This is a genomic window from Leifsonia sp. McL0627 (assembly GCF_058244615.1).
In genome coordinates this window covers 311,836-337,532 of the sequence record NZ_JBZCGM010000002.1, presented here as the reverse complement: position 1 = coordinate 337,532, position 25,697 = coordinate 311,836, and the positions used below count along the sequence as shown (strand labels likewise).

27 protein-coding genes are annotated in these 25,697 nt (G+C 69.5%); 5 read left to right on the top strand and 22 right to left on the bottom strand.

Annotation, left to right across the window (positions count from 1 at the left end; translation table 11 throughout):
- Positions 1–7: 7 nt before the first annotated feature.
- The 8 genes from AC37TH_RS02085 to AC37TH_RS02050 all read right to left on the bottom strand — a co-directional run bounded on the left by AC37TH_RS02085 (position 8) and on the right by AC37TH_RS02050 (position 6,196).
- Positions 8–1,255 (bottom strand): MFS transporter, encoded by a 1,248-nt coding sequence (locus AC37TH_RS02085; RefSeq protein ID WP_490762698.1) that lies wholly within the window; start codon positions 1,253–1,255, stop codon positions 8–10.
- 96 nt (positions 1,256–1,351) lie between these two features.
- Positions 1,352–1,855 (bottom strand): GNAT family N-acetyltransferase, encoded by a 504-nt coding sequence (locus AC37TH_RS02080; RefSeq protein ID WP_490762697.1) that lies wholly within the window; start codon positions 1,853–1,855, stop codon positions 1,352–1,354.
- A gap of 38 nt (positions 1,856–1,893) precedes the next feature.
- Entirely contained in the window at positions 1,894–2,247 is a 354-nt protein-coding gene (locus AC37TH_RS02075) for a DUF2834 domain-containing protein (protein ID WP_490762696.1), read from the bottom strand.
- Positions 2,244–3,221, bottom strand: coding sequence for a hypothetical protein (locus tag AC37TH_RS02070; RefSeq protein WP_490762695.1), 978 nt, complete (start codon positions 3,219–3,221; stop codon positions 2,244–2,246). Before AC37TH_RS02070 ends, AC37TH_RS02075 begins: the two co-directional genes overlap by 4 nt.
- Positions 3,218–3,844 carry a MerR family transcriptional regulator gene (locus AC37TH_RS02065; protein ID WP_490762694.1) on the bottom strand — a complete coding sequence of 209 codons (627 nt, stop codon included), beginning with the start codon at positions 3,842–3,844 and terminating at the stop codon, positions 3,218–3,220. The genes AC37TH_RS02070 and AC37TH_RS02065 overlap by 4 nt, the downstream gene beginning before the upstream one ends.
- A gap of 76 nt (positions 3,845–3,920) precedes the next feature.
- Positions 3,921–4,271 (bottom strand): hypothetical protein, encoded by a 351-nt coding sequence (locus AC37TH_RS02060; RefSeq protein WP_490762693.1) that lies wholly within the window; start codon positions 4,269–4,271, stop codon positions 3,921–3,923.
- A 19-nt stretch (positions 4,272–4,290) separates the two neighbouring features.
- Positions 4,291–4,974 (bottom strand): IclR family transcriptional regulator, encoded by a 684-nt coding sequence (locus AC37TH_RS02055; RefSeq protein WP_490762692.1) that lies wholly within the window; start codon positions 4,972–4,974, stop codon positions 4,291–4,293.
- Between the two features lie 46 nt (positions 4,975–5,020).
- Complete coding sequence (locus AC37TH_RS02050; protein WP_490762691.1) at positions 5,021–6,196, bottom strand: adenosylhomocysteinase; 1,176 nt, start codon at positions 6,194–6,196, stop codon at positions 5,021–5,023.
- A gap of 187 nt (positions 6,197–6,383) precedes the next feature.
- Here AC37TH_RS02050 and glsA point away from each other — a divergent pair, with 187 nt between their 5' ends.
- On the top strand, positions 6,384–7,400 hold the full coding sequence (glsA, locus tag AC37TH_RS02045) for a glutaminase A (RefSeq protein ID WP_490762690.1): 1,017 nt from the start codon (positions 6,384–6,386) through the stop codon (positions 7,398–7,400).
- A complete protein-coding gene (locus tag AC37TH_RS02040; RefSeq protein WP_490762689.1) occupies positions 7,397–9,040 on the top strand; it encodes an MFS transporter in 1,644 nt (547 codons plus the stop codon). The genes glsA and AC37TH_RS02040 overlap by 4 nt, the downstream gene beginning before the upstream one ends.
- Before the next feature lie 83 nt (positions 9,041–9,123).
- On the opposite strand, the gene AC37TH_RS02035 is transcribed toward AC37TH_RS02040, so the two are convergent.
- The 5 genes from AC37TH_RS02035 to AC37TH_RS02015 form a co-directional block, all read right to left on the bottom strand.
- The gene (locus tag AC37TH_RS02035) at positions 9,124–9,486 is read right to left on the bottom strand and encodes a hypothetical protein (RefSeq protein ID WP_490762688.1); all 363 of its coding nucleotides are present in this window, start codon (positions 9,484–9,486) and stop codon (positions 9,124–9,126) included.
- A gap of 147 nt (positions 9,487–9,633) precedes the next feature.
- Complete coding sequence (locus tag AC37TH_RS02030) at positions 9,634–10,398, bottom strand: ABC transporter permease (protein ID WP_490762687.1); 765 nt, start codon at positions 10,396–10,398, stop codon at positions 9,634–9,636.
- Entirely contained in the window at positions 10,395–11,258 is an 864-nt protein-coding gene (locus AC37TH_RS02025; protein WP_490762686.1) for an ABC transporter ATP-binding protein, read from the bottom strand. Before AC37TH_RS02025 ends, AC37TH_RS02030 begins: the two co-directional genes overlap by 4 nt.
- A complete protein-coding gene (locus tag AC37TH_RS02020) occupies positions 11,255–11,647 on the bottom strand; it encodes a DUF1048 domain-containing protein (protein WP_490762685.1) in 393 nt (130 codons plus the stop codon). Before AC37TH_RS02020 ends, AC37TH_RS02025 begins: the two co-directional genes overlap by 4 nt.
- A 2-nt stretch (positions 11,648–11,649) precedes the next feature.
- A complete protein-coding gene (locus tag AC37TH_RS02015; protein WP_490762684.1) occupies positions 11,650–12,009 on the bottom strand; it encodes a PadR family transcriptional regulator in 360 nt (119 codons plus the stop codon).
- Positions 12,010–12,199: 190 nt separating this feature from the next.
- Here AC37TH_RS02015 and AC37TH_RS02010 point away from each other — a divergent pair, with 190 nt between their 5' ends.
- Positions 12,200–14,359: an ATP-dependent Clp protease ATP-binding subunit gene (locus tag AC37TH_RS02010; protein WP_490762683.1), complete on the top strand. Its 2,160-nt coding sequence runs from the start codon at positions 12,200–12,202 to the stop codon at positions 14,357–14,359.
- 21 nt (positions 14,360–14,380) lie between these two features.
- Here AC37TH_RS02010 and AC37TH_RS02005 read toward each other — a convergent pair whose 3' ends face one another.
- Genes AC37TH_RS02005 through AC37TH_RS01980 form a run of 6 tightly spaced genes read right to left on the bottom strand, consistent with a single transcriptional unit; the run spans position 14,381 to position 17,202 of the window.
- Entirely contained in the window at positions 14,381–14,917 is a 537-nt protein-coding gene (locus AC37TH_RS02005; RefSeq protein ID WP_490762682.1) for a phage tail protein, read from the bottom strand.
- 7 nt (positions 14,918–14,924) lie between these two features.
- Positions 14,925–15,431, bottom strand: a complete 507-nt coding sequence (locus tag AC37TH_RS02000; protein WP_490762681.1) for a phage tail protein — start codon at positions 15,429–15,431, stop codon at positions 14,925–14,927.
- A 40-nt stretch (positions 15,432–15,471) separates the two neighbouring features.
- Positions 15,472–15,987, bottom strand: a complete 516-nt coding sequence (locus tag AC37TH_RS01995; protein WP_490762680.1) for a phage tail protein — start codon at positions 15,985–15,987, stop codon at positions 15,472–15,474.
- Positions 15,984–16,283 (bottom strand): DUF6916 family protein, encoded by a 300-nt coding sequence (locus AC37TH_RS01990; RefSeq protein ID WP_490762679.1) that lies wholly within the window; start codon positions 16,281–16,283, stop codon positions 15,984–15,986. The genes AC37TH_RS01995 and AC37TH_RS01990 overlap by 4 nt, the downstream gene beginning before the upstream one ends.
- Positions 16,280–16,750, bottom strand: a complete 471-nt coding sequence (locus AC37TH_RS01985) for a GNAT family N-acetyltransferase (RefSeq protein WP_490762678.1) — start codon at positions 16,748–16,750, stop codon at positions 16,280–16,282. Before AC37TH_RS01985 ends, AC37TH_RS01990 begins: the two co-directional genes overlap by 4 nt.
- Positions 16,750–17,202: a DUF6916 family protein gene (locus AC37TH_RS01980; protein ID WP_490762677.1), complete on the bottom strand. Its 453-nt coding sequence runs from the start codon at positions 17,200–17,202 to the stop codon at positions 16,750–16,752. The genes AC37TH_RS01985 and AC37TH_RS01980 overlap by 1 nt, the downstream gene beginning before the upstream one ends.
- 189 nt (positions 17,203–17,391) lie before the next feature.
- Here AC37TH_RS01980 and AC37TH_RS01975 point away from each other — a divergent pair, with 189 nt between their 5' ends.
- On the top strand, positions 17,392–18,723 hold the full coding sequence (locus AC37TH_RS01975; protein WP_490762676.1) for a hypothetical protein: 1,332 nt from the start codon (positions 17,392–17,394) through the stop codon (positions 18,721–18,723).
- On the top strand, positions 18,723–21,299 hold the full coding sequence (locus AC37TH_RS01970; protein ID WP_490763840.1) for a beta strand repeat-containing protein: 2,577 nt from the start codon (positions 18,723–18,725) through the stop codon (positions 21,297–21,299). The genes AC37TH_RS01975 and AC37TH_RS01970 overlap by 1 nt, the downstream gene beginning before the upstream one ends.
- 89 nt (positions 21,300–21,388) lie before the next feature.
- On the opposite strand, the gene AC37TH_RS01965 is transcribed toward AC37TH_RS01970, so the two are convergent.
- The 3 genes from AC37TH_RS01965 to AC37TH_RS01955 all read right to left on the bottom strand — a co-directional run bounded on the left by AC37TH_RS01965 (position 21,389) and on the right by AC37TH_RS01955 (position 25,594).
- Positions 21,389–23,065, bottom strand: coding sequence for a phospholipase C (locus AC37TH_RS01965; protein WP_490762675.1), 1,677 nt, complete (start codon positions 23,063–23,065; stop codon positions 21,389–21,391).
- A 61-nt stretch (positions 23,066–23,126) separates the two neighbouring features.
- Entirely contained in the window at positions 23,127–24,374 is a 1,248-nt protein-coding gene (gene efeB, locus AC37TH_RS01960) for an iron uptake transporter deferrochelatase/peroxidase subunit (RefSeq protein ID WP_490762674.1), read from the bottom strand.
- Positions 24,371–25,594: an EfeM/EfeO family lipoprotein gene (locus AC37TH_RS01955; RefSeq protein WP_490762673.1), complete on the bottom strand. Its 1,224-nt coding sequence runs from the start codon at positions 25,592–25,594 to the stop codon at positions 24,371–24,373. Before AC37TH_RS01955 ends, efeB begins: the two co-directional genes overlap by 4 nt.
- Positions 25,595–25,697 lie beyond the last annotated feature (103 nt).

The following is a 25,697-nucleotide window of genomic DNA, read 5'->3' as shown; positions in this document are numbered from 1 at the left end:
GGCCGCGCTACCGGCTTCCGACCGCGTCGCGTGTCCCCGCGCTACGCGGCCCAGCGCTGCGCCGCCCAGCACTGCCGAACAGCACCACGCCGACCACCACGATCCCGGCTGCCACCACGTAGGTGGGTCGCACATCCACGGTGTCGACGAGGATCCCGCCGAGCCCTGCGCCGAGGGTGATCGCGAGCTGGAACCCGGCGACGACCAGGCCGCCCGCCGCCTCCAGCCGGTCGGGGATGTAGCGTCCGGCCCAGGTGTTGATGACCGCCGGCCACGCCCCGAAGCCGAAGCCCCAGACCGCGACGGCCACGGCGACGAGGATCACGGACCCCTGCCCGGCGACGGCGAGCAGGATGGCCCCGGCGATGAGCGCGGGCTGCAGGTAGCGCAGGAGCCCGAGGAACCGGTCGGCGAGCGCACCGACCACGAGGTTCCCGATCACGCCGCCGATCCCGAACACCACGAGGAGCGCCGCCGCGAACCCGGTGTCGAGTCCCGGCACCTGGTCGAGCGCGATCCGGATGAACGTGTACGCCATGAAGTGCCCGAACACGATCAGGATGTGCCCGGCGAGCCCCTGCCGCACGCCCGGCCGCAGCAGCGTGTCAGCGAGGATCCGCAGGCTCGACGCCTCGGCCGCCGCAATCGGCGGCAGCGCGATCCGCAGTGCGATCGCGACCACTGCCGTCAACGCCGCCGCGCCCAGGAACACCCCGCGCCAGTCGACGATCTCGGTCAGGTACACGCCGACCGGAACCCCGGCGACCACGGCGAGCGTCATCCCGGCGCTCACCACGGTCATCGCCCGTCCCAGTCTGTCCGGGCTGGCGAGCTGGGCGGCGACGGTCAGCGACATCGACCAGAAGCCGCTGATCGCAACGCCGATCAGGATGCGCGCCACGAGCAGCAGCCACAGCGACGGCGCCACGGCCACCGCGAGGTTGGAGACGGCCGCGAGGACGGCGACGAGCACGAGCAGCGTGCGCCTGTCCATCCGGGGCACCAGGATGCCGATGGTCGGTGCGGCGAGGAAGCCGATGAACGCGGTGACGGTGACCGTCTGGCCTGCCTGCCCCGGCGTCACCCCGAGCTCGGCCGCCATCGAGGTGAGCACGCCGGACGGAAGGAACTCGGCCGTCACGAGCACGAAGCTCGTCAGCAGCATGACGATGAGGGCGGTCCAGTGCGTGCGCGTGTGCGCGAGCGGCTGGGCGGCGGGCGAGGTCGCGCGGAGGGGAGAGGTGTCTGTCGTCACCGTTCCACTCTGGCAGCGGAGGCGGTGGGGGACGTGACTCTGCGTCCGGGGGACGCGACCGTGCGTCCGGGACGTGCGGGGGATCGGGCCGGGACCCTAACCCCGCACCATCACGACCCGCGGCCACGCCGCCAGCCCGTGCGCCTCCTCCTCGCGCACCCGCTCGCCGAGCGCGTCGCCCCACGCGTCCGCCGCCAGCGGCTCGAATCCCAGCCGCGCATAATACGGCGCGTTCCACGGCACGTCGGAGAAGGTCGTGAGTGTCAGCCCGGCCAGTCCGCGGGCCGCGCCCCAGCTCGCCGCCGCGTTGATCAGCCGAGCCCCGACGCCCAGCCGCGCGTGCGAAGGATGCACGGACACCTGCTCGACGTGGGCGCGCCTCCCGAGCGGCTCGACCAGCAGGTAGGCCACGGGGTGATCGGTGTCGTCCACCGCCACCAGGGCGCCGCCGCTCAGGATGCTGTCGGCCAGTTCGTCGGCGCTCGGTGGTTCGTCGTCGGCGATCGTCGCGAGTCCGATCCCCCTGAACGCCTCACCCGCCGCCCGTTCGATGTCCTGGATGGCCGGGATGTCCGTCGTGCGCGCCGCTCGAATGCTCACCGTTCGAGGGTATAAGACGAAGCCGGACCTCCGTCAGATCACGCCGTGCCCTCCGTCGAAGCGGCATCCCGTCGCCCGGCGAGGGTCCGCTCGCGCATCGCCAGGAACAGCGGCAGCGCGAACGCGAGCGCCACCAGCGGGATGAGGACGATGTACACCCAGACCCTGCGCATCCCGAGTCGGCGGCTCTCGATCACCATGAACGCGATCACGGCGACCGCCGCGATCAGCACGTCCACGGTGAGGGAGAGCACGGCGGGGCCGCTCTGCAGCCAGTCTCCGACGTAGTCGCGCCGCTGCGCGATCGCCGCGATGTTGAAGCTCCAGGTGCCGGCCAGTCCGATGAGCGCGAGGATGAGGAAGAGGATCGCTTTGCCGTTCCAGCCGCTCACGCCGCCGCCCTCCCGCTCAGCGCGGAGCGTCCCCGAGAGTGCGGCCGCGGCGCGGCCGGCCGGGACCGCCTCCCGAGGCCGACCACGATCGCCGCCGCAGCCACGCCGCCCACCACGATCAACCAGCCGCCCACCAGGAACACCCCGTCGGGCCGGACGATCGACTGCCCGGCCAGTGCCTGCGCGGTCACCAGCGCGACGACCGCGCCGTACGCCACTGTCGCGACGACCACGAGCCGGAGCCGCACCGTGTCGTCGGCGAGCGCCTGCCAGTGCCGCCCCAGCCAGCCGAGCGCGATGGCGAACAGCGGGAGAAGCTGGAGGGCGTGCATCCCGATGAAGTGCGGGATGCGCAGGTCGCCGCCGACGGTGCTCCAGCCGAGCAGAGGCAGTCCGGGGCCGCCGTCCGACAACCCCACCGTGTGGGCGCCGGCGATGCCCTGGAAATCGTGCAGCTGCGCGGCGGTCGGTCCGGTCATCAGATAGGCGAGGCCCATCCCGACCAGCGCGATCACCGCTCCCGCGCGCACCGCCAACGTGGTGGATGCGGTCGGCAGCCGCAGGAAGAACACCGCGAACGTGGTCAGGAAGGTCCCGACGTAGAGCACCGTGATCGACACGGCCATCACACCCCAGATCGCGGTGGCCAACCCGGTGGACACGTTGAAGTGGCTGGTGGTCCCTGCCGCAGCTGCGCCGACGATCGCGACCTGCTCGACGATCAGCGAGACGGCGATCACCGTGCCTGCGGTGTGCGCGATCCGGCGCCAGCGCGGCAGGTGGGCGATGAGCCACGCCCAGGTGACGCTGTAGAGCAGGATCGACAGGGAGAACTTGAGCGGCTTGAGCCAGGTGTCGGCGCCGAGAACCTGGCGCGGGTCGACGAGCAGGCCGATCAGACACACGATGGTGCTGACGACCATGAGGGCGGCGACCGTCATGAGGGGACGGTGCCACGCGAAGACGGACTTCATGAGAGCCTTCTCTCCGAGGTGGCGGCGGCCTGGGCGATGCGCCTCAGGCCGAGGGCGAGCGAGTCGCCGAGCACGGTCCCGACGACCATGAGCTCGGCCATCCTCGACGCGTCGGCCAGTGCCACGACGGTGCCGAGGTCGGCGTCGGCCGCCAGGCGGGCGGCCGAGGCGTATGCGTCCAGATAGCTGTCCGGAAGCGGGAACCCGGCGTTCGCGAACGCGTCGAGGACGCGTGCGGCGATCTGCGCGCCGATGTTGTCCTCGCAGCCGGACCAGCCCGCGCGCCCGATCAGGGCGTCGATGCGGGCGAGAGAGGCGTCGGTCGGTTCCGAGACGTCGGGGACGGCCGCTCGGGACAGCGCTTGTTGCGCGACGTCGAAGGTGTGCGCGATGGGCGCATCCGGATCGTCGAGCGCGACGAGCACCTGCGCCACCGAGCTGACGGAGAGGTGCCCGACTTCGAGCATCGACCTGATCAGCCGCAGCCGGTGGATGTGCGCATCGCCGTACTCCGTGCGGTTGCCGTTGAGTCGCTCGCCGCCCGGAAGGAGTCCTTCGCGCACGTAGTACTTGATCGTGGCGGAGGGGGTGCCGGTGGTCTCGGCGAGTTCGGTGATGAGCATGTGGTGATAGTAGCACTACCGGTAGCGTCACTACCAGTGTTGGCCCCATGCAGATTCCGCCGCGGGATCCGCCCGCTCAGAGGTCGTCGCGCGAGCGCTTCGACTTCGACGGCGCATCCTGCAGCGACAACCAGAACAGGATCGCCAGCAGGCCGAAGATCGCGAGCGACGACAGCAGGTCCCCCCACGAGAACGGCACCAGTTCGCCGTCGATCGACAGCACCAGGGCGCACTCGATGATGCCGAACACCAGGAAGAACGTCGCAAGCAGCACCCGCGTGGTCCGCACCGAGCGGCCGCGCCGGTGCAGCTCCAGCCGCCGCAGCTCCACCATCAGGGTCAGCAGCAGCAGCGGCAGGATCTGCGCGAGCGCCGCCGCCGTCGCGCTGTCCATCAGCACGATCCGCACATCCATCGGGTCGATCACGTCTCTATGGTGCACCCGTCTACGCGTTGCCGCCCTGCACCCGCGCCGAGATGACGGCGGCCGTGTCTCGGGCAGCGGCGACCACGACGTCCAGTGGATGCGCGCTGTACGACGTCCCGATGTACGGCACGGTGAGCGTCGCGACCGTCGCCCCCTGCGCATCCCGGATCGCGGCGACCACGTCGGTGACCGCATCCTGGACGGGATCCTGCCGGGTGATCACGTCACCGTCGCCTTCGCCGGTGAGCACCAGCCCGGCGGCCGTGTCGAGCGGGAACAGCGCACCCACCCGCACGACGTAACCGAAGTTCGCGGGCGACTCGGCCTGCGCGATCACGCGCACGGCGTCGCCGTCACGCACCCCGAGGTTGCAGGACTGCTCCACCGCGTCGGCGAGGTCGCGCATCGGACCCATCGCCAGCCGGATCAGCCCGCGCAGCGGAGGGTGCCGGTGGGCGAGCTCGAACAGGGCGAGCGACACCCCGTAGAGGCCGGACGCCGGGTCGCGATACAGGTAGCCGCGCCGCTCCAGCGTCGTCAGCACCCGGAAGATCTGGCTCACGCTGCGCCCGACCGCGTCCGCGATCTCGGTCTGCGACCGCTCGCCGGGCTCCGCGGCCAGGAACTCCAGGATGTCGAGCGCTTTGTCGAGGGCGGGCACTGCGTAGTCGGGCTGGGGCTGCGGTGTCGGTCGTTGCGCCATGCTCGTCAGTATGGTCGACCCGCGGCGTCGGCCGACGTACCGCCGATCAGCGGTCCGCCCCGATCGCGTCCAGGAAGCGCCGCGCGATCGTGCGCTCGATGTCGTCCGGCACCGGCTGGGCGCCCGCCTCCAGCGTCGAGGCTGCGGTCGCCACGCGCTCCAGCGACAGGGACTGCAGCAGGAACCCGAGGTCCATCGCCTCCAGGGAGTTGCCCTTCGGCTCGCGGCCGGCGAGGTTGACCATGCGCCCCTCGGCCAGCAGGATGATCGACCGGCCGTCCGGCAGGTCCACCCGCTCGATCGCCGCATCCAGGGTCGTCACCGCGGTCGCGGCACCGTAGAGCGCCACGGTGTCGATCTCCCACGGGAAGTGTCCGGCGTTCGCAAGCACGGCGCCGTGCGGGAGCCTGTCGATGATGTCCGGCGTCACGATGTCGGGGAAGCCGGTGGCGGTGATGAAGACCTCGCCCCAGTCGGCGAGGTCGGCGAGCGGCGCCACCCGGTAGCCGTCGAGCGCCGCCTCGAACATCTTCAGTTCGTCGATCTCCGCCACCGCCACCTTGCCGCCGAACGCCCGCAGATACTGCGCGATCCCACGCCCGCACCAGCCGTAGCCCGCCACGACGAACCGGCGGCCGGGAATCATCAGGTTCGTGATCCGCATGACGCTCTCGACCACTGACTGGCCGACGCCGTGCCTGTTTTCGCCGACGGCCTTGAGCATGCTGTCGTTGATGACGATGATCGGGAACGGCACCGACCCTGCGAGCTCGCGCCGCAATCGCACGCCGCCGCTCGTCGTCTCCTCCGTGCCGCCGACGACCGTGCCGGTCAGCCCGGCTTCGACGATTCCGGCGGCGAGGTCGGCGCCGTTGTCGAGCAGGATGGTGGGCTGCGAGGCGATCACGGCGGCGACGTTGGCGTGGTGCTCGTCGATGGTGTCGTCGCGGCGGCCGTGCACGGTCATCCCCTGCCCGCGGAGGAAGGCGACCACGTCATCCTGAGTGGAGCCGTGGTTGCCGGTCGCGACGATCTCGGCTCCGCCCGCTGCGAGGACTTCGAGGAGCACGGCTGTCTTGGGCTCCAGGTGCAGCGACATCCCGATGCGGTGGCCGGCGAACGGCTGCGATGCGGCGAACTCCGTCCTGGCGGCTGCGAGGAGCGGCATCCGGGAGCGGATCCAGGCGGTGCGGGCTGCTCCGCGGGCGGCGAGTTCGGACATGGGATCAACTTTCGTAGGTGAATGTGACTTTCATATAGGTTAGTCGGTTCGACCCGGATGGGGAAGGGCGGCACGAGCGACGTATCTCGTGACATTTGTTGCCCTGGACAGCGAACCGCGAAAGGATGAGCGCGACGGACCGAACGCCCACCGACCGGGCGCCCATCGTCGCGGGAGGGGACCCACAGTGGAACTGGATGTCGACGGCGTCGAGGAGCGGGTGTCCACCGGAGCGCTGCCGCCGTGGTCCGACGTCGAGTCGCTGGTGCAGGAGGCGCACCGGCGCAACGCCGCCGTGACCTCCGGAACCGTCGCCGACTACATCCCGGCACTCGCCGCCGCCGACCCTGCACTGTTCGGCGTCAGCGTCGCCGAGGTCGACGGCGAGGTGCACAGCGCGGGCGACGCCGACCACGCGTTCTCCATCCAGTCGATCTCGAAGGCGTTCGTCTACGCACTGGTCTGCGAGGAGCTCGGCCACGAACTCGCCCTCGAACGCGTCGGGGTGAACAACACCGGCCTGGCGTTCAACTCGGTGGTCGCCATCGAACTCAACGACGGGCACCCGATGAACCCGATGGTGAACGCGGGCGCGCTCGCCACCACCGCGCTCGTCCCCGGCGCGACCGCCGACGACCGGTGGCGGTTCATCCAGGATGGCCTCTCGCGCTTCGCCGGGCGCCGCCTCGAACTCGACGCGGACGTCTACGAGTCGGAGATCGCGACCAACCAGCGCAACCAGGCCATCGCCCGGCTGCTGCAAAGCTACGGCAGGATCACGGCCGACCCCGCCGAGGTGGTCGACGTCTACACCAAGCAGTGCTCGCTGCTCGTCACCGCTCGCGACCTCGCGGTGATGGGCGCCACCCTCGCCGACGGCGGGGTCAACCCGGTCAGCGGAGAGCGCGTCGTCTCCTCCCACGTCTGCCGCGACACCCTCGCCGTGATGGCGGCGAGCGGACTCTACGAGCAGTCGGGCGAGTGGCTGTTCGAGATCGGGATTCCGGGGAAGTCCGGCGTCGCAGGCGGTCTCGTCGCCATCGCGCCCGGCAAGGCGGGGATCGGGACGTTCTCGCCCCCACTGGATGCGGCGGGCAACAGCGTCAGAGGCCAGCGCGCCACGGCATTCCTGTCCCGCAGCCTCGGACTGAACGTGTTCGCGTCGGATGTGCACGACAACACAACGGAGAGGCAGGACCGATGAGTGCAGCAGCACCCGTGACCGCGGTGATCGAGAAGGCGTCGTGGAGGCCGATGATCGCGCTGTTCTGCGCGCAGATCCTGATGTCGTTCAACGTCGCCGCCCTCCCCGTTTCGCTCGGCGGGATGGTGGAGGAGTTCGGCGTCCCGCCGACCACGGTCAGCACCGCGATCGTCATGTACGGGATCGCCGTCGCAGCACTCGTGATGGTGGGCGCGAAGCTCGGGCAGCGCGTCGGCTGGGTGCTGATCTTCCGCATCGTGATCGGGCTGTTCGCGCTCGCCGAGGTGATGATGATCTTCGCGCCGACGGTCGGCTGGGTGATCGGGGCGCAGGCGCTCGCCGGTGCGTCCGCCGCGATCATCGTCCCGGCGCTCGTCGCCCTGATCGCCGAGAACTACCGGGGCACGCAGCAGGCAACGGCCATCGGATCGCTCGGCTCCGCCCGCGCGATCTCCGGGTTCAGCGCGTTCTTCATCGGCGGTGCGCTCGGCACGCTGGTCGGCTGGCGTCCGGTGTTCGCGATCCTGGTGGTGTTGGCCGTCGTGGTGTTCATCCTGAGCTTCTCGCTGCGGTCGGACCGCGGGGACAGCAGCGTCAAGATCGACGTGATCGGCGCCATCCTGATCGGTCTCGGCATCGTGCTGCTCACGCTCGGCTTCAACAACCTGAACGCGTGGGGCATCCTGGAAGCCAGGCCGGATGCGCCGTTCAACATCCTCGGGCTGTCGCCGGCGATCGTGTTCATCGTCATCGGGATCATTCTCGGGCAGTCGTTCTTCCTGTGGACGCGGCGTCGCACCAAGACGGGCAAGGTTCCGCTGATCGCGCTGAGCGTGCTGCGTTCGTCGCGGGAGCGCTCGGCGGTCTACGCGATGTTCATCATCGTGCTGCTCGAGGCGGCCATCAACTTCACCATCCCGCTGTACACGCAGATCGTGCAGGGCAGGACCCCGTTCGACACGTCGCTCGCGATGATCCCGTTCAACCTCACGGTGTTCGTCACGGCGACGCTGGTCGTTCGGTTCTACCGCCGGTTCAGCCCGCGCTCGATCGGCATCTTCTCGTTCGTGCTGACCACGGCGGCGCTGCTCTGGCTGTCGCTCGTCGTCACGAACAACTGGGAGACGTTCCCGACGATCCTCGGCCTGATCGTGTTCGGCATCGGGCAGGGCGCGCTCGTCACGCTGGTGTTCAATGTGCTGGTTACCGCCTCACCGAAGGAGCTGGCGGGCGACGTCGGCTCGGTGCGCGGGACGACGCAAAACCTCGCCTCGGCCGTCGGCACGGCGTTCGCGGGTGCACTGCTGGTCACCATCCTGGGGCTGAATGTGGGCCAGGCGGTCATCGCGCACCCCAAGCTGCCGGAGTCGCTCACCTCCCAGGTCGACCTCGACAACGTCAACTTCGTCAGCAACGACCGCCTCCGCGAGGTCCTCTCCAAAACCGACGCGACCCCCGCCCAAGTGGATGCGGCGGTCACCGTCAACGAGGAGTCCCGCCTCAACGCCCTCCGTCTCGGACTCCTCCTCCTCGGCGGTGTGAGCGCCATCGCGATCGTCCCCGCCGCGCGCCTCCCGCGCTACCGCCCCCACGAGATCCCCGACCCCTCCCCGTCGCCCGCCCGGGTCCCCGCCCCCTGAAAATCGAGCCGGCAGTTATGCACGCGACACGCCGGGATGTTGCGTGCATAACTCCCGGCTCGATTGCGGCGGAGCGCGGCGGGTCAGGTCGGCGGAACCACGAGGACCTGCGCGGCGTCGCGATAGACGATGAGGCCGGGGGCGTCGCTCTCGCGACGCGCGCACGGAATGCCGTGGGCGGCCAGGATGCGCAGGTACACCGGGATGCGTTCCAAAAGGTGCGTCGCATCGGCGCAGAACCAGCTCGCGGCGGCCGGGTGCCGCACGAACAACGCGCGGTCGACCGTCACGGGATCGGTGACGTGCGCGCTGAACCAGTCGTTCGCCGCGCGCCACTCGGCGTGCTCACGACCGCTCATCGCTCCGGATGCGGCCAGCCCGTTCGCCAACGCGAACACTCCCGGCCGAACGCCGCGCCGGTTAGCCGCCGAAGCCTCGAATCGCACGTACCGCATCCCCGATGGTTGCCCCAGGCCCGCCGGTCGCCCCACCCGACACACCGCGCCCAAAGCAATCGAGCCGGCACTTATGCACGCGACACCCCGGGGTGTCGCGTGCATAAGTGCCGGCTCGATTGCTTTGGGACCGCGGGGTCAACTGATCTTCTTGCGGTAGATCATGTTGGCGAAGCCGTAGGCGACGACCAGGATGCCGACCAGCCAGGCGAGGGCGACCCAGATGTCCGCGCCGACCGGCTGCTGCGCGAACAGCGCCCGGATGGTGTTGACGATCGAGGTCACCGGCTGGTTCTCGGCGAACCAGGCGACCGGGGCCGGCATCGACTCGGTCGGCACGAACGCCGAACTGATGAACGGGAGGAAGATCAGCGGGTAGCTGAACGCGCTCGCCCCGTCGACCGTCTTCGCCGAGAGCCCCGCGATCACGGCGATCCAGGTCAGCGCGAGGGTGAACAGGATCAGGATGCCCGCCACGGCGAGCCAGGCGCCGAATGATGCTCCGGTGCGGAAGCCCATGATGAGCGCCACTCCGATGACCACGGCGACCGAGACCAGGTTGGCCGCGACCGAGGTGAGCACGTGGCCCCAGAGCACGCTCGACCGGGAGATCGGCATGGACTGGAAGCGCTCGAAGATGCCGCCCTGCAGGTCGAGGAACAGCCGGTATGCGGTGTACGCCACCCCGGAGGCGATCGTGATCAGCAGGATGCCGGGGAGCATGTAGTTGATGTACGACTCGGTGGATCCGGTGTGGATGGCGCCGCCGAGGACGTACACGAACAGCAGCATCAGCGCGATCGGTGTGACCACGGTGGTGATAATCGTGTCCGGGCTTCGGAGGATGTGGCGCAGCGAACGACCGGTCAGGACGCGGGTGTCGCTGAGGACGTTGGTGGTCATCGGTTTGCCTTTCGTGTTGCCGCGCGGGAGGCGCGGTCGGTGTCGGACGTGCTTTCGGTGTCGTTCTCAGCCGACTCCTCCGCCGCTTCGCCCGTCTCGCCGACGAGGGCGAGGAAGACGTCTTCGAGCGACGGCTGCTTCTCCACGTATTCGACCTTCGCGGCCGGGAGGAGCTGCTTGAGTTCGGTGAGGGTGCCGTTCTGGATGATCGTGCCCTTGTGCAGGATCGCGATGCGGTCGGCGAGCTGTTCGGCTTCGTCGAGGTATTGCGTCGTCAGCAGGACGGTGGTGCCCTGGCCTGCGAGCTGCTTGACCGTCTGCCACACCTCGATGCGTGCCTGCGGGTCGAGGCCTGTAGTCGGCTCGTCGAGGAAGATGACCGGCGGGTTGCCGATCAGGCTCATCGCGATGTCGAGCCGGCGGCGCATGCCGCCGGAGTACGTGCCGGCGCGACGGCCGCCTGCTTCGGTGAGCGAGAAGCGGGCGAGCAGGTCGTCCGCGATCCCGCCGGGGTTCTTCAGGTGGCGCAGCTTGGCGACCAGGATGAGGTTCTCCCTGCCGGTGAGGACCTCATCCACTGCCGCGAACTGACCGGTGAGGCTGATCGACTCGCGCACGTCTCCCGGCTTCGCTGCCACGTCGAACCCGGAGACCGTCGCGGTCCCCGCGTCCGACTTCAGCAGCGTCGACAGGATGCGCACCAGGGTGGTCTTGCCTGCGCCGTTCGAGCCGAGGAGGGCGAAGATGGTGCCCGCCTTGACCTCGAAGTCGACGCCACGGAGCACGTGCAGGTCTTTGAAGGACTTCTCGATGCCCTGCACCCGGATGGCGGGTGCGAGCGTGCTGGATGCGGTAGTCATTCGTCCGTCTCCTTGATGCTCGGGTCGACGGTGCCGTTGACGGCGGCGTCGATGGACTTGGTGAGGCGGGCGCGCTCCTTGTCGATCCACTGCGTGCCCTGGTACGACGACGCGAACGTCTCGGCGAACTCCACCGGGTCGTCTCCGGTGATGTCGCGCACCGGGGTGCCGTCGATGGATGCGCGTTCCCAGAGGTCGGTGTGGTCGCTGATCATCGTGACCAGCGTGTCGCCGTCTGTGATGCCGCCGTAGTACATGAAGTACCGGTTGAGTGCCTTGGCAGAGCTGCGGTACGGCTCGGGGAGCGCGTCGACGCGAGCGATGGCCTGCTTGTACTGCTTCTTCTGTTCGAGCGAGCCGGTGAGGGCTTCGATCCACTTGGCAACCATGGTTACTCTCCTTCTGCTTTCGTCTGTTCGTGTGTCTGTTCGTCGGTGCGGAGCTGTTCCAGCCGTTCGGCCAGGAAGCTCCAGGTGCTCCAGAATTCGTCGAGGTACTCCCGGCCCTGCCGGTTGAGCGAGTACACCTTGCGGGGTGGACCCTTCTCGGAGGGGACCTTCGCCACATCCACGAGGCCGCGCTGCTCGATCCTGACGAGCAGGGCGTAGATGGTGCCCTCGGCGATGTCGGTGAAGCCTTGGTCTCGCAGCCAGGAGGTGATCTCGTAGCCGTAGGCCGATCGGCCGGCGAGGATGCTGAGGACGATGCCCTCGAGTGTCCCCTTGAGCATCTCTGTCGCTTGCTTGCTCATGACGCTCTCCTTACTACTCAGTGTTGCTTGGTACCAGTAGATAGTAACGCCGAGTACCGGTAGTTAGCAAGACTGAATAGCAAAGAATTTCGAGAGCCGCGCAACCCGCTCGAATTCCCTGGAATAAGGGGGTGCGAAACAAAGTTGAGCCTAGTAGACTCAAGTTTGCCCGGACGAGGAAAGGACACGAATGGCGAACATGCAAGGCGCGCCCTCCACTCAGGAGGAGCAGAAGAGCGCGCTCGAACAGTACGGCGTCAACCTCACGGAGATCGCCAAGAGCGGCAAGCTCGACCCGGTCATCGGCCGGGATGCGGAGATCCGCCGCGTCAGCCAGGTGCTCACGCGGCGCACCAAGAACAACCCGGTGCTCATCGGCGAGCCGGGCGTCGGCAAGACCGCAGTGGTCGAAGGGCTCGCCCAGCGCATCGTCGCGGGCGACGTCGCCGACTCACTCAAGGGGAAACAGCTCGTCTCGCTCGACCTCTCCGCCCTCGTGGCGGGCGCCATGTACCGCGGGCAGTTCGAGGAGCGGCTGAAGGCCGTCCTCAAGGAGATCAACGACGCGGACGGCGAGATCATCACCTTCGTCGACGAGCTGCACATCCTGATGGGCGCCGGCGGTGGAGAGGGCTCTGTCGCCGCCTCCAACATGCTCAAGCCGATGCTCGCGCGCGGTGAGCTGCGCCTGATCGGCGCGACCACGCTCAACGAGTACCGCGAGTTCATCGAGAAGGATGCAGCTCTCGAGCGCCGCTTCCAGCAGGTCTACGTCGGTGAGCCGAGCGTCGAGGACACCATCGCGATCCTGCGCGGGCTCAAGGGCCGGTACGAGGCGCACCACGGTGTCACGATCGAAGACTCCGCGCTCGTCGCCGCCGCATCCCTGTCCAACAGGTACATCACCGCCAGGCAGCTGCCGGACAAGGCGATCGACCTGATCGACGAGGCCGCGAGCAGGCTCAAGATGGAGATCGACTCAGCGCCCGTCGAGATCGACACGCTTCAGCGTGTGGTCGAGCGGATGAAGCTCGAAGAGTTCGCGCTCAAGAAGGAGAAGGACGACGCGAGCAAGGAACGCCTGGAGCAGTTGCGCGAGCGGCTGCGGCAGCAGGAGTCCGAGCTGGCCGAGCTGCAGGAGCGGTGGCGTGCGGAGAAGGCGTCGCTGAACCGCGTCGGTGAGCTGCGTTCGCAACTGGAGGAGGCCAAGACCAAGCGCGACCTCGCGCTGCGTGACGGCCGATACCAGGAGGCGTCGCGCATCGAGTACGAGACCATCCCCGGCATCGAGACGGAACTGGCAGCGGCGGAGAGCGCCGAGCAGAACCCCGACCAGCCGCGCATGGTCAACGAGCAGGTCACGGCCGACGACATCGCCGCCGTGGTCGCCGCGTGGACGGGCATCCCCGTCGACAGGCTCACCCAGGGCGAGACGGAGAAGCTGCTTCACCTCGAAGCGGAGCTCGGCCATCGCATCATCGGACAGAAGAAGGCCGTCGCCGCCGTGTCGGACGCGGTCCGGCGCACGCGCGCCGGCATCTCGGACCCCGACAGGCCCACCGGCTCGTTCCTGTTCCTCGGGCCGACCGGCGTCGGCAAGACCGAGCTGGCGAAGGCGCTCGCCGCGTTCCTGTTCGACGACGAGAAGTCGATGGTCCGCATAGACATGAGCGAGTACGGGGAGAAGTTCTCCGTCTCCCGGCTCGTCGGCGCGCCTCCCGGCTATGTCGGTTATGAGCAGGGCGGTCAGCTGACCGAGGCCGTGCGCCGTCGGCCGTACTCGGTGATCCTCCTCGACGAGGTGGAGAAGGCGCATCCGGAGGTCTTCGACGTGCTGCTGCAGGTCTTGGACGACGGGCGTCTCACCGACGGCCAGGGGCGCACGGTCGACTTCCGCAACGCCATCTTGATCCTCACCTCCAACCTCGGCAGCCAGTTCCTGGTCGACCCGACCCTGAACGACACCGAGAAGGAGGAGGCGGTGCTGCAGATGGTCCGCCAGGCGTTCAAGCCGGAGTTCGTGAACCGGCTCGACGACATCGTCGTGTTCTCCACCCTCGACAAGGAGGAGCTCGGCGAGATCGTGGAGCTCAACATCGACAGGCTGATGCGCCGGCTGGCGGAGCGCCGTCTCGAACTGGCGGTGACACCGGATGCGCGGCGCTGGCTGGCCGAGCGCGGGTACGACCCCATCTACGGCGCCCGCCCGCTGCGTCGCCTGATGCAGCGCGAGATCGACGACCGCCTCGCCACCGAGCTGCTCGCCGGCGAGATCCGGGACGGCGACCTCGTGCGCGTCGACCTCGCCCCCACCGGCGACCACCTCACCGTCGCGCCCGTGCGCGAGTAGCGACGCCCGAGTGGTGCCGGCTCAGGGGCGCGGCGGGAAGACGCCCTGCAGGGCGATGATGTAGTTCAGCGTGAGGTACGGCTGCATGTTGTTGTGCGGCATTGAGCCGCCGGCGACGCCGAACGCCGTGGGCGCGAGCGCCGTGGTCCCTGCCGCGGTCGTGTACATCGACTCGGTGAGGCGCCCGACGTGCGGAATCGCGAGCGAGGCGTTGGCCGGAACGCCCGTTGTGCCGGGCGCATCCACAGCGAGCACGTTGTGGGTGTGCGCCGGCAGCTCGGTCGGCAGGAGGGTCACGGTCGGCGACCCACCGGTCTGGCCTGGGTAGTACTGGGAGAGACCGCCCTGCCCGGAGCCCGCCCAGCCGACGGGCACCTGGCCCTGCAGGTCGGGAAGCGCGAACGTCGACTTGCCGTCACCGCCGTAGGTGGTGCCGAGCAGAGAGAACAGGGCTGTGTTCTGCGAGATGGGCATGAGCTGCCCCTGGCAGAACGCCCAGCCCAGGGGTGCGAAGTCGAACGGGACGAGTCGGATCTCGGCGACGAACGGGTTGGACATCTGTGCCTCAGTTTCGGCTCGGGAAGACGCCCTGCAGGGCGATGATGAACGAGATGGCGAGATACGGCGCCGTGTTCGCGTGGGCCTGGCCGCCGCCGACCGGGGTGACGCCGATCGCGGCCATGGCGGTGCTCGGGGTGGCCGCGAACGCCGCCTTCCCCGGTTGCGCGAGTCGCGCACCGACAGGGGACGCGGTGGTCGGCGCCCCGCCGATGGTCGCCCCGTGCGTGTGCATCGGCATCTCGGACGACGTCAGCGTGTGGGTGTACTCGCCCGCCGTCTGGCCGAGCGTGTAGCCCTGTCCACTGTTCAATCCGCTGCCGACGGGCACGCGCCCCTGCAGGTTGGGGAGCGCGAAGTTCGTCTGCCCGTTGCCGCCGTAGATGGTGCCGAGCAGCGAGAAGAGTGCTTGGTTCTGGTTGATCGGCAGCAGTTGCCCGTTGCAGAACGCCCAGCCCTTGGGGGCGAAGTTGAACGAGCTCAGCTTGATCTCGCCCATGAACGGCTCTGTCATGTGTGTGTCCTCGTCTCTGTTCCTGGTCGATTCACGCGGATCAGGTCGCGCTCGGAAACAGGCCGAACAGGGAGATGATGAAGGCTACCGCCAGATAGGGCTGCAGGTTCTCGTGCGGCTGCGAGCCGCCGGACTGCGCGAGCATCGGCGACAGCTGGGTGGTCGGGGTGACACTGCTGTTGCTGTACGGCGCGTCCTGCCACCCGGCGATCACGTTGCCCGCGGCGGTGGTCGTCGTGGCCGATGCGGCAGCGGCGATCGGGTGGGTGTGCTGCGGGACCTGCTGCGTGGTGACAGACGCTTGCTCGCTGCCCGCCACGTCGCCGATCTGGATTGTCGTACCGTCGGGCAACGTCCCCCGGTGCAGTGGGATGCGGCCACCGAGGTTGGGCACAGCGAAAGTGTCCTGGCCGTCTCCGCCGTAGGTCGTGCCGATCAGCTGGAACAGGGTCTCGTACTCGGAGATGGGGAGCACGGAGCCGTCGCAGAACGCCCATCCCGCCGGTGCGAAGTTGCCGGCGAACATCCTGATCTCTCCGACGTACGGCTGGCTCATGCGTGCTCCTTGCTGACGGTGAAGGCGGCTTCGAGGTCGAGCCCGTCGTCGTCGCGCCCGACGGGCACGAGGAAGACGGGCTCCGCAATACCGTCGCCGATGATCTCGTAGGTGTTCTGCTCAACGGGGAGGTCCGTTCCCGCACGGAAACGGAGCACGAACGAAACCCACTCGCCGCTCACTGTCGGTTCGCCGACCTCCGCCAATTGGATGCGGTACCGCGTCCCGTGGGCGTCCGCGGCAACCAGCTCGGCGCCCTCGAACGCGCTCCAGCGCGCATATGCCGTGTGCGTCATGCGTTCGGCTCCCTGCTCATCGACAGGTAGCCCGACTGCTCGGCGTCGACCAGGAATCCGAGCCGCTCATACAGCCGGATCGCGCCGACGTTGAGCGCCCACACGCTGAGTGTGAGGCGTCCGCCCGAGCGCACGACGCCGTCGATGACCCGCGAACCGATGCCTCGACCGCGGTACGCGGAGAGCACGGCGATGTCGACGAGGTGGGTTCCCCCATCCGGAGCGGTTCGGTCGAGCGTGACGGACCCGACAGGTTCTCCGTCGACGAGCACGACGGACGTGATCGCGCCGGGATGCCGCGTCGCGCGGTCGGCCGTCTGTGCCCGTCGCTGCAGGTCGAGCAGCGGCGCGAGCGCGTCGTCCCCGAGCCCGGCGAACTCGTCGCGTCGGGCGTCGGCGAACACGTCGCGGAGGAGGGGGTCGTCGGCCGGGGTGGCGGTGCGGAGCTCGACGGTCGCCGTCAGCATCACGCGTTCCGGCTGACGATCGCCTGCATCGGCCTGGTCAGCCCGCGCGGACCGATCGCGGTGAGGAAGAGCGTCGTGGTCGGAACGTTGTCGCAGCTGAGGGTGTAGATGCCGTCCTCCGCCGCGTATCCGGCCGCAGAGAACAACAGGCTGAACCGGTGCTCGTCGCCGGGGGCCGCGCTGCCGGCGATGTCCTCGATGCCGGTCAGGACGATCGGGATGCTGCGCGCGTCCGAGGCGGCGACGAAGCGGCGTCCGACGGCCGGCGTGTACAGCGAGCGGGTGAGTGCGACCTCGCCGGCCGGCACGGATTCGGCGGCAGCGGGTGTGCCGACTGCTCGGGATGCTCCACCCGCGAAGGCGGGAACGGCGGGTGTCGCAACGGCGACGGCTGCGACGCCGAGACCGCTCAGCGCCGACACCATGACTGTTCTTCGTGTCAGTTCCGGCACGAGAGGGTCCTTCCTGCGAGCGCACCGCAGCGTCGGGTCGCCGGCGGGGTCGACTGCGAGCTTAGGGCATCGTCGGTGTCGCGCTCTGACCCGCGAAGAGGGGGTCATGGCGGCTTGCCGCGACCCCGTCGCCCACGCCAAGCTTGCAGTGCCAGCGACCCGGGTTGGCAGAGGGAGCCCCCACCGCCCATGCCGTCTCAGCACGTGCGCGCTGTCGCGCTCGCCACCGCCGTCCTTCTGGCCTCGGCCGGAATCCTGACTTCAGCGCTTCCCGCGCAGGCCGCTCCGTCGAGCGTCCTGGTCACCAGCACGGCCGACACGGACGCGACGGGCGCCTGCCAAGGCGGCACCGCACTGGCCAGCCCCGTCACCCTGCGCAACGCGCTGTGCGTCGCCAACAACTCGGGCGGCGCCTGGAGCATCCAGCTGGCGAATGGCACGTACCAGCTCAGCACGGGCAACGGCGCTCTGGTCGTGGGGACCACATCCGGAACCAGCATCGCGCTGTCGGCGGCCGTCGGGGCGACACCTGCGATCGTCGGCGACACCGAGCACCAGGTGTTCACGCTCGATCCGTCCGTGGTCGGCGGCATCGATGTCACGCTCGACGGTCTCACGGTGCGTGGCGGCGTCGACAACGTGTACGGCGGTGGCGCGCTCATCGGCGGCTCCGGCAACGCCGGCACGGCGGACTCCCTGACCATCCGGAACTCGACCTTCGCCGACAACACGGCCAACAGCGCGAACGGCAACGCGACGACGAACCCGGGCGGCGCCGTCCAGTTCATGGGCGGCTCCCTCACCGTGACGGACTCGACCTTCACCGGCAACGGCGCCGGCGGCAGTGCCGGTGGCGCCATCGCCTACCAGGCGCAGGGCGTCGTGGCAGGGGAGGCGCTGTCGATCACCGGCAGCACGTTCACCGCGAACACCGCCACTGCGACCGACAGCAACGGCAACGGCGGGTCCGCCATCTCGGCGACCGATCTCTCCGGCACGGCTTCGATGGCGATCTCTCGCACGACTTTCTCGAACAACGCGGGCGCGGCGACCAACGGCCCGTTCCGCGGCGCGGTCTGGCTGAACGGCGGCTCGCTCGGCATCACGGGCTCGACCTTCCGGGGCAACACCGGGGCGAACGGCTCGGCGATCGCGGTGACCGGCGGCGCCCTGACCGCCCAGTACAACCGGATCACCATTAACACGTCCCCTGCCGTCGCCGTCACCGGAGGAACAGCGGTTGCGACCGAGAACTGGTGGGGATGCGCCGGAGGCCCAGGCGCCGGGGGCTGCGACGGGCAGACGGGCATGCCGTCAGCGGCATACACCCCGTACCTCACGCTCGGAGTCACGGCGAGCCCGGCTCAGGTCGTGCCGCCGGCGACGACCTCGAGTCTGGTCGCGAGCATGCTGAAAGACTCCGCGGGCGCGGCCGTCGACCCCGCGAAGCTCACCGCGTTCCAGAACCTGCCGGTCTACTGGGTGGAGGGCAGCCCGTCGACTCCACCGTCTCGCCCGTGATGTCGGGGCTCATCGGAGGGACCTCCTCCGCGACCTTCACCGCTGGAACGACCAGCGGCACCGGCACGGTCACCGCGCTGCTCGACGGCGCTGCGGTGTCCGCTGCCGTCGCCGTCTATGCGGCGCCGGCGTTCTCGTCGCCGGCCACTCTGGGTGCGATCGTCGGAGTGCCGACCTCGTTCACCGTCCGTACGACCGGATACCCCGTCCCGGCGATCGGCGCCGTCGGCGCGCTCCCCACCGGCCTGACGTTCGTCGACAACGGCAACGGCACGGCGACCATCTCCGGCACGCCGGCCCCCGGCAGCGCAGGCAGCTCCTCCGTCGCGCTCTCCGCCACCAACGCCGCACTGCCGTCCGGGGTCTCGCAGACCCTGACCATCTCGGTGCAGCAGGCACCGGCCTTCACCAGCGCCGGCTCCGCCGTCTTCCGGTCGGGCGCATCCGGCTCGTTCACCGTGACTACCACGGGCCGCCCCGCCCCTGACCCGATCAGCGCGGTGGGTACGCTTCCCACCGGCCTCACCTTCACGGACAACCACAACGGCACGGCGACCATCGCGGGCACGCCCGCGGCAGGCACGGGCGGGGCGAGTTCGCTCACGCTGCAGGCGACGAACGGCGTCGGCACCCCGGCGGTCCAGACGTTCGCCCTCACCGTGAACGAGGCGCCGAGGATCACGAGCGCTGCGACGTTGCCGACCACGCTCGGCGTCGCAACGTCCTTCACCGTGACCACGGCGCTCGCCTTCCCGGCGAACCCGGCGATCACCGTCACCGGAGCACTCCCCACCGGCCTCTCCTTCGCAGACAACGGGAACGGCACTGCGACCATCGCAGGCACCCCGACGGGACCGGGCGGGAGTTCGACGGTCACCATCACCGCCGCCAACGGGGTGAACCCGGATGCGACGCAGTCGTTCCAGATCGTCGTGAACGTCGCACCCGCGATCACCCTCCCCGCGGCCGACCAGACGGTGAACGTCGGCGCGACGGCCGGCTTCACGGCGGCCGCGAGCGGCTTCCCCGCCGCGACGGTGCAGTGGTGGGTCTCCAGCGACGGAGGGACGATCTTCACTTCGATCCCCGGAGCGACGTCCACCACCCTCTCTCTGACGGCGCGGACCATCGACGACGGTCGCATCTTCCGCGCGATCTTCACGAACGCGGGAGGCAGCGCGCATACGGACGCACACCTCACCGTCGGTGACGCTCCCACCATCTCCAGCCCCGCCGCCGCGTCGGCCGCCGCCGGGGCAGGCGCACGGACGATCGCGGTGACTACCTCGGGCTTCCCGAACGCCGCGTTGACGATAACGGGCCAGCTTCCCTCCTGGCTGACGTTCACGGACAACCACGACGGAACGGCGGCCTTCGTCGCCGACCCGCCGCCCGGATCCGGTGGGATGTACTCCTTCACGATCACGGCGAACAACGGGTTCACGCCCGCTGCGGCCCAGGCCTTCGTGCTCACGGTGACCGAGCCACCGGTGTTCGTGTCCCCCGCGAGCGTCGGACTGTCCGTCGGCAGCACGGGCGGCTTCAGCGTCATCACCACGCCGGGCGTCCCGGCCACGACGGCGCTCAGCCTGTCCGGCGCCCTCCCGTCCGGGGTCGTCTTCACCGACAACGGCAACGGGGTCGCGACCGTGTCCGGCACGCCCGATGCCGGGACCGGCGGTGTGTACCCGCTCGTCGTGACCGCGGACAACGGGGCGGGGACCTCGTCGCAGGCGCTGACGCTCACGGTCACGGAGGCAGCGGTCTTCACCAGCGGAGCGACCGTCGCCGTGACCCGCGGAGTAGCCGTGGACCAAACGGTGACGACGGCGCGTGCCTACCCGGCGGTCGGCTCGCTGACCGTGACGGGCGCCCTTCCCGCCGGGCTGACCTTCGCCGACAACGGTGACGGCACCGGACGCATCCAGGGCACGACGACGGATGCGGCAGGAACGCCGACCATCGTCGTCACCGCCGTCACCCCAGGCCGGCCGGATGTGACCCAGACGGTCACGATCGCCGTGACGGACGCATCCACTGTGCCGTTGCCGTTGCTGCCACCGACCGCGACCGCGCCGGTCTCCGGTGTCCCGTCCAGCGTGACGGCCGGGCAGAAGCTGACGCTGACCGCAACAGGCTTCGCCCCGGATGCGCCCGTCACCTTCGGCATCTACTCCAGCCCGCGGGTGCTCGCCGTGGTCGACGCGGACGCGACAGGCACGGCGACGGCGACCGTGACCATCCCGGCCGGGTTCACCGGTGCGCACTCGATCGTGGCGACCGGCATCGGACCGAACGGGGCAGCACGCTATCTGCGCACCGACATCGTGCTCCCCGGCACCGGAACGCCGGGAACACCCGGAACGCCGGGCACGCCGGGAACACCCGGAACGCCGGGCACGCCCGGAGCACCCGGAACACCGTCGACCCCCGCGGCTCCAGGCGCCGCGACGAGCGGCAACGGCACCGGCCTCGCCGCGACCGGCCTCGACGTCTCCGGCCTCGCGCTGCTCGCCGTCCTGCTCCTCGCGGCCGGCGCAGCCGTCGCCTTCCGCCGTCGCCCGGGCACCCACTAACCACAAACGAGTGGTCCCGAATTGCCGTGCGCCGGATGTCGGCGCGGCAATTCGGGACCACTCGATGCTCTAACCAGCCGCGGGATGCGCTAGGGCTGGGTCGACCATCCGTTGCGCGGCGGCGTCGGCCAGTGCGGACGCGTCGGGACGACCGCGGTGACGGCGCCCGTGGTCGGCGACAACAGCACCTCGCGCTGCTGCGGACGGAACCAGTCGAACATCCCACCGAGCGAACCGGCGCGCGTGTCGAAGCTCGCGTCGCCGATCCGGCCGGTCAGCCAGTTGTTCTCGATGAACCGCAGCACCGACGTCTGGTCGGTCGGCGTGTGGTCCACCTTGTTCTGTGCGGCGTACGGCGAGATCACGACGAGCGGGAGGCGCTGGCTCGGCCCGCAACGGTCGGCGTAGCCACCGGCCGTGTGCGAGACCGAGGTGCAGACCGCCGAGTCGACGGCGGTGTCCGACGACCCGTTGGTGACCTTCGGCGCGACGTGGTCGTACCAGCCGTCCGAGTCGTCGTACGCGAGCACGACGGCCGTGCTCGACCAGGAGCTCGACTTCTGGATGGCGTTGACCTCGTTGACGAGGAACTTCTGCTCGTCGATCGGGTCGGAGTACGACGCGTGACCGTCCTGCGCTTCCGGCGCCTTCAGGAACGACACCGACGGCAGGTTGTTCGACGACAGTGCTGCGTCGAACGAGGTCAGGTCGTACTGGTGGTTGGCCTGGTCGGTGTGCCCGATCGCCTTCGTCGAGGTCGGCGGGAGGTGGTGCGGGTTCGACGTGGACTTGTAGTACTGGAACGGCGAGTGGTGCGGCGAGTAGTCCTTCGGCGTCGCCCCGGCGATGTTCGCCGTGGTCGCATCGCACTTGGCGTAGTCGCCGGTCTTCCCGTCCCACGCGGTGGTCGGCGTGAAGCCGCCCTGGAACCAGCCCCAGGTCACTCCGCGGTTGTTGAGCAGGTCGCCGACGTTCTTACCGGCCATTCCGACGACCGCGGAGGTCGACGTGTGGTCGTTGTCCGAGCAGTCGTCGTAGGCGGGATCGGGGTCGCCGATCACCGTTCCGACACCGGATGCACTGGGCGACTGCACTGCGGTGGATGCGGTCAGCGTCGCCCCGGTCTTCGGGTCGTACGCGGTGCCTCCGTGAGTCTGACCGGAGATCAGGTTGAGCGCTCCCGGCGTGGACGGCCCGAAGGTGGTGTCCCAGCTGTTGTCGCTCATGGCGTAGTTCTGGGCGTAGTTCCACAGACCCGTGACGGTGTTGCCGTCGTAGTAGTCCATGGCGAGGCCCGGTGCTCCGAACTGCCCGCTGCAGGTGTCGGTGGAGGTTTTCTGGACGAAGAGGTCCATCTTGCCTGCGTCCACAGCCTGCTGCTCAGCTGCGTAGCTGTGGTTCTGGTCGCAGGTCACGGCCTGGGCGGGCGTGAGGCGCTTCGGCGGGTAGAGGTTGGGGTTGTTGGTGATGGCGCCCGAGGTCACCAGGTTGTTCACCTTCGGCGTGTTCTTCGCCGCCGTGAACGGGGTGCCGTCGGCGTTGGTCGCCTGCGGGTACGTGCCGAAGTAGTGGTCGAACGACACGTTCTCATTGAAGATCACGACCAGGTGCTTGATCGGTGTGAGGGTGAGAGAGGAGTGGGAGGGAGTGGCGGATGCCGGTGCGATGGACAGGACCCCGGCACCGACGAGCGCGACCGCGCCGACGGCGGCGAGGCCGATGCGGCCGATCGTCCTGGAGCGGCGCAGACGTGGTGGTCTGAACACGATTCCTTCTTCCTTTTGTGTGTGGTCGTCGGCACGGGGTGCGCCGAACGCTTGTGCGGCGTCAGGCGAGCATTGTTCTGCCCAGCCAGTCGCCGGAGTCTCGCGCGCCGGGTAACGCGAAGAAGTATCCGCCGCCGAACGGCGAGATGTAATCGGTCAGGGGCTCGTTCGCGAGCCGCTTCTGCACAGTCACGAACTGACGTTCGAGGTCTTGGTTGAAGGCCGTGAAGATCAGCCCCATGTCGAGGTTGCCGTTGGCGTCGATGCCCGAGTCGTAGTTGTATGCCCTGCGGAGCATGCGCTGGTCGTCGGTGGCCTTCGTGTGCGGGTTCGCGAGCCGGATGTGCGCATCCAGCTGGATCACGTCCCCGGTCGGGTCCAGCTCGTAGTGCGGGTCGTCGTGCTCGTTCGATCCGGTCAGCGGGGCTCCGGTGTCTCGCCGCCGGCCGATCATGTTCTCCTGCTCGTGCAGGTTGACCCTGTCCCAGAACTCGACGAGCATCCTGATCAGCCGCACGACGTGGTAGCTGCCGCCGCCCACCCAGGAGGGCTCCTCCCCGCTCGCCGCCGTCCAGACCAGCCCGCTCATCGTCTTCGCGTCGGTGGCGGCCGGGTTGGCCGTGCCGTCTTTGAAGCCCATCAGGTTGCGCGGTGTTCCAGACGGGCGCGGCGGCGAGCTGAAGCCGTCCTGACGCCAGCGCGGTTGCATCCCGCCCCTGGTCGCCCGGGTGATCTCGCGGACGGCGTGGGTGACCGCATCCCGGTCGGCGCCGCAGACCTGCAGGAGCAGGTCGCCGTCGCAGACCTCGCGCCGCAGCGCGTCGTTGGCGAAGTCCTCCATCGTGCGCAGGCGGGCGGGCTTGGCGGCTGCGAGGCCATACCGGTCGTCGAAGAGGGAGGCCCCGGCGGAGACGGTGACGGTGAGGCCGTCCGGAACGACGGTGGTGCCCAGGATGCCCGAGTCGCGCGGTGGCGCTGTGAGGCCGGGGTCCGGCGGAGTGCCGCCGGTGGCGAGGAAGCGGGCGCGTTCGGTGACCGTCTTGAGCAGGTCGGCGAGTTCTGCGCGGTTCGCGGCCGTGACGTCGAGGGCGACGAAGGCCGCGTTCCGCTGCGGCGGCGTGAGGATGCCCTGCTGGTGGGCGCCGTGGAACGGGTACTCGGTGCGCGTGGTGGCCTGGGCCGAACCGGAGGCGACACCAGATGGCGCACCATCCCCCGCCACAGCGCCCACTCCCGCCACGGTCCCGGCACCGACCGCGGCCCCCGCCGCCGCGGCCTGCAGGAACCCGCGCCTCCCGATGCCCGTCATGCTTCCCTCCGGATGTCGCAGATCGCCGCGACCGGCGCGAGCAGCTCCAGCGTCCGGTCCACGGACGCGTCGACGTGCTCCCGCTCGCTCCGGCTCAGTGACGCCAGAGGACGCCAACTTCCGTCCGCGGCGCGGAACGACTCGATCAGCCGTTGCGTCGCCGCGATCCCCGCCACCGTCTGCGGCAGCTGGTCGTACCGACTGCTCAGGATGCTCGCGAGCGGGTCGAGAGCGGCCGTCGCGCCGCTGAGGTTGGCGTCGACCGTCGCCAGCTCGGTTCCCGATGCGGCGTCGGCCTCGCCGGTCAGCTGGAATTGCAGTGCGTTCTCCACGATCTCGTGGGCGCGCAGCCCGATCGCGCCCGGGTCGATCTCCGTGTCGGCGATCGCTGCAGCGAGGGAGCCGACGGCGGTGGACAGCGCGCTCACCGCTGCGGAGACCTCCGCGGCCGGAGCACCCGACCACAACAGCGCCTCCACCTGGTGGAACCCGGTCAGCTTCGGGTCGGTCAGCGCTGTGGTGCCCGGCGCAGGCAGCCCGTCCACGGCGTCTCCCGCGGCGCCGAACGCGTCGTACGCGGCACCGAGGGTCTCATAGCTGAGGTGTGCGGTCAGCCAGTCGCGTCGCGCGGCCGATAAGTCGCCCTCCGCAGTGTCGGCGCCCAGGTCGGCCACCTGTTTCTGCAGGGCGGGGAGGCGCGACGCGACCCAGGTCGTGTACGTCTTCGCCACCGGGATGAGGTCGTTCCTGGTGACGGGCACGATTCCGGGGGTGAGCTGCGCGGACGGGGGAGCCGGCCCGACGGAGACGCTCGGCCCGTTCACCGGATCGGAGTCGGCGGGCAGGCAGATGAACCGATACCTCCCCGCGCCCAGTGAGACCCGCGCGGTCGCGTGCGCTCCGGCCCCCAGCCCCTCCAGGTCGAGGTACACCTTCTTCGTGTCGACGGCCTGCAGGTACACCTCCATGCCGGCGACCGTGCCGTTCGTGACGGTGAACGTCTGCTCGCCTCCCGCGACCGTCGAGCCGCCGTCCCCTCCGTCGCCTCCACCCCAGCCGTCCCCGCATGCATCCTGACCGGCGGCCACCGCATACGTCCCCGGATGCGCCGCCCCCGCGCTCGCAAGCCCGGGCCGCACGGCGATGGTCAGCACCACCGCGATGGCGATCAGCGCACCGATGGCGGCGAAGACCGCCGCGAGTCGGGAACGCTTCGACATTGCGCGCGGCCTCCAGCCGAGGGGTCAGGGGTGTGGCCGAACAGTCCGGCAGGAGCGATGTTAGAAGGGCGGCGCATCCGGTGGCTGGCGCTTCACCTGTTGT

Excerpts from the sequence above, each read along its gene's own strand:
- efeB (WP_490762674.1), bottom strand. The coding sequence starts at position 24,374 with ATGACGGGCATCGGGAGGCGCGGGTTCCTGCAGGCCGCGGCGGCGGGG.
- AC37TH_RS02040 (WP_490762689.1), top strand. The coding sequence starts at position 7,397 with ATGAGTGCAGCAGCACCCGTGACCGCGGTGATCGAGAAGGCGTCGTGG.
- AC37TH_RS02005 (WP_490762682.1), bottom strand. The coding sequence starts at position 14,917 with ATGTCCAACCCGTTCGTCGCCGAGATCCGACTCGTCCCGTTCGACTTC.
- AC37TH_RS02025 (WP_490762686.1), bottom strand. The coding sequence starts at position 11,258 with ATGACTACCGCATCCAGCACGCTCGCACCCGCCATCCGGGTGCAGGGC.
- AC37TH_RS02000 (WP_490762681.1), bottom strand. The coding sequence starts at position 15,431 with ATGACAGAGCCGTTCATGGGCGAGATCAAGCTGAGCTCGTTCAACTTC.
- AC37TH_RS01970 (WP_490763840.1), top strand. The coding sequence starts at position 18,723 with ATGTCGGGGCTCATCGGAGGGACCTCCTCCGCGACCTTCACCGCTGGA.
- AC37TH_RS01955 (WP_490762673.1), bottom strand. The coding sequence starts at position 25,594 with ATGTCGAAGCGTTCCCGACTCGCGGCGGTCTTCGCCGCCATCGGTGCG.
- AC37TH_RS01995 (WP_490762680.1), bottom strand. The coding sequence starts at position 15,987 with ATGAGCCAGCCGTACGTCGGAGAGATCAGGATGTTCGCCGGCAACTTC.
- AC37TH_RS01975 (WP_490762676.1), top strand. The coding sequence starts at position 17,392 with ATGCCGTCTCAGCACGTGCGCGCTGTCGCGCTCGCCACCGCCGTCCTT.
- AC37TH_RS02070 (WP_490762695.1), bottom strand. The coding sequence starts at position 3,221 with ATGAAGTCCGTCTTCGCGTGGCACCGTCCCCTCATGACGGTCGCCGCC.
- AC37TH_RS02015 (WP_490762684.1), bottom strand. The coding sequence starts at position 12,009 with ATGAGCAAGCAAGCGACAGAGATGCTCAAGGGGACACTCGAGGGCATC.
- AC37TH_RS02020 (WP_490762685.1), bottom strand. The coding sequence starts at position 11,647 with ATGGTTGCCAAGTGGATCGAAGCCCTCACCGGCTCGCTCGAACAGAAG.
- AC37TH_RS02050 (WP_490762691.1), bottom strand. The coding sequence starts at position 6,196 with ATGTCCGAACTCGCCGCCCGCGGAGCAGCCCGCACCGCCTGGATCCGC.
- AC37TH_RS02055 (WP_490762692.1), bottom strand. The coding sequence starts at position 4,974 with ATGGCGCAACGACCGACACCGCAGCCCCAGCCCGACTACGCAGTGCCC.
- AC37TH_RS02030 (WP_490762687.1), bottom strand. The coding sequence starts at position 10,398 with ATGACCACCAACGTCCTCAGCGACACCCGCGTCCTGACCGGTCGTTCG.
- AC37TH_RS01985 (WP_490762678.1), bottom strand. The coding sequence starts at position 16,750 with ATGCTGACGGCGACCGTCGAGCTCCGCACCGCCACCCCGGCCGACGAC.
- AC37TH_RS02010 (WP_490762683.1), top strand. The coding sequence starts at position 12,200 with ATGGCGAACATGCAAGGCGCGCCCTCCACTCAGGAGGAGCAGAAGAGC.
- AC37TH_RS02065 (WP_490762694.1), bottom strand. The coding sequence starts at position 3,844 with ATGCTCATCACCGAACTCGCCGAGACCACCGGCACCCCCTCCGCCACG.
- AC37TH_RS01990 (WP_490762679.1), bottom strand. The coding sequence starts at position 16,283 with ATGACGCACACGGCATATGCGCGCTGGAGCGCGTTCGAGGGCGCCGAG.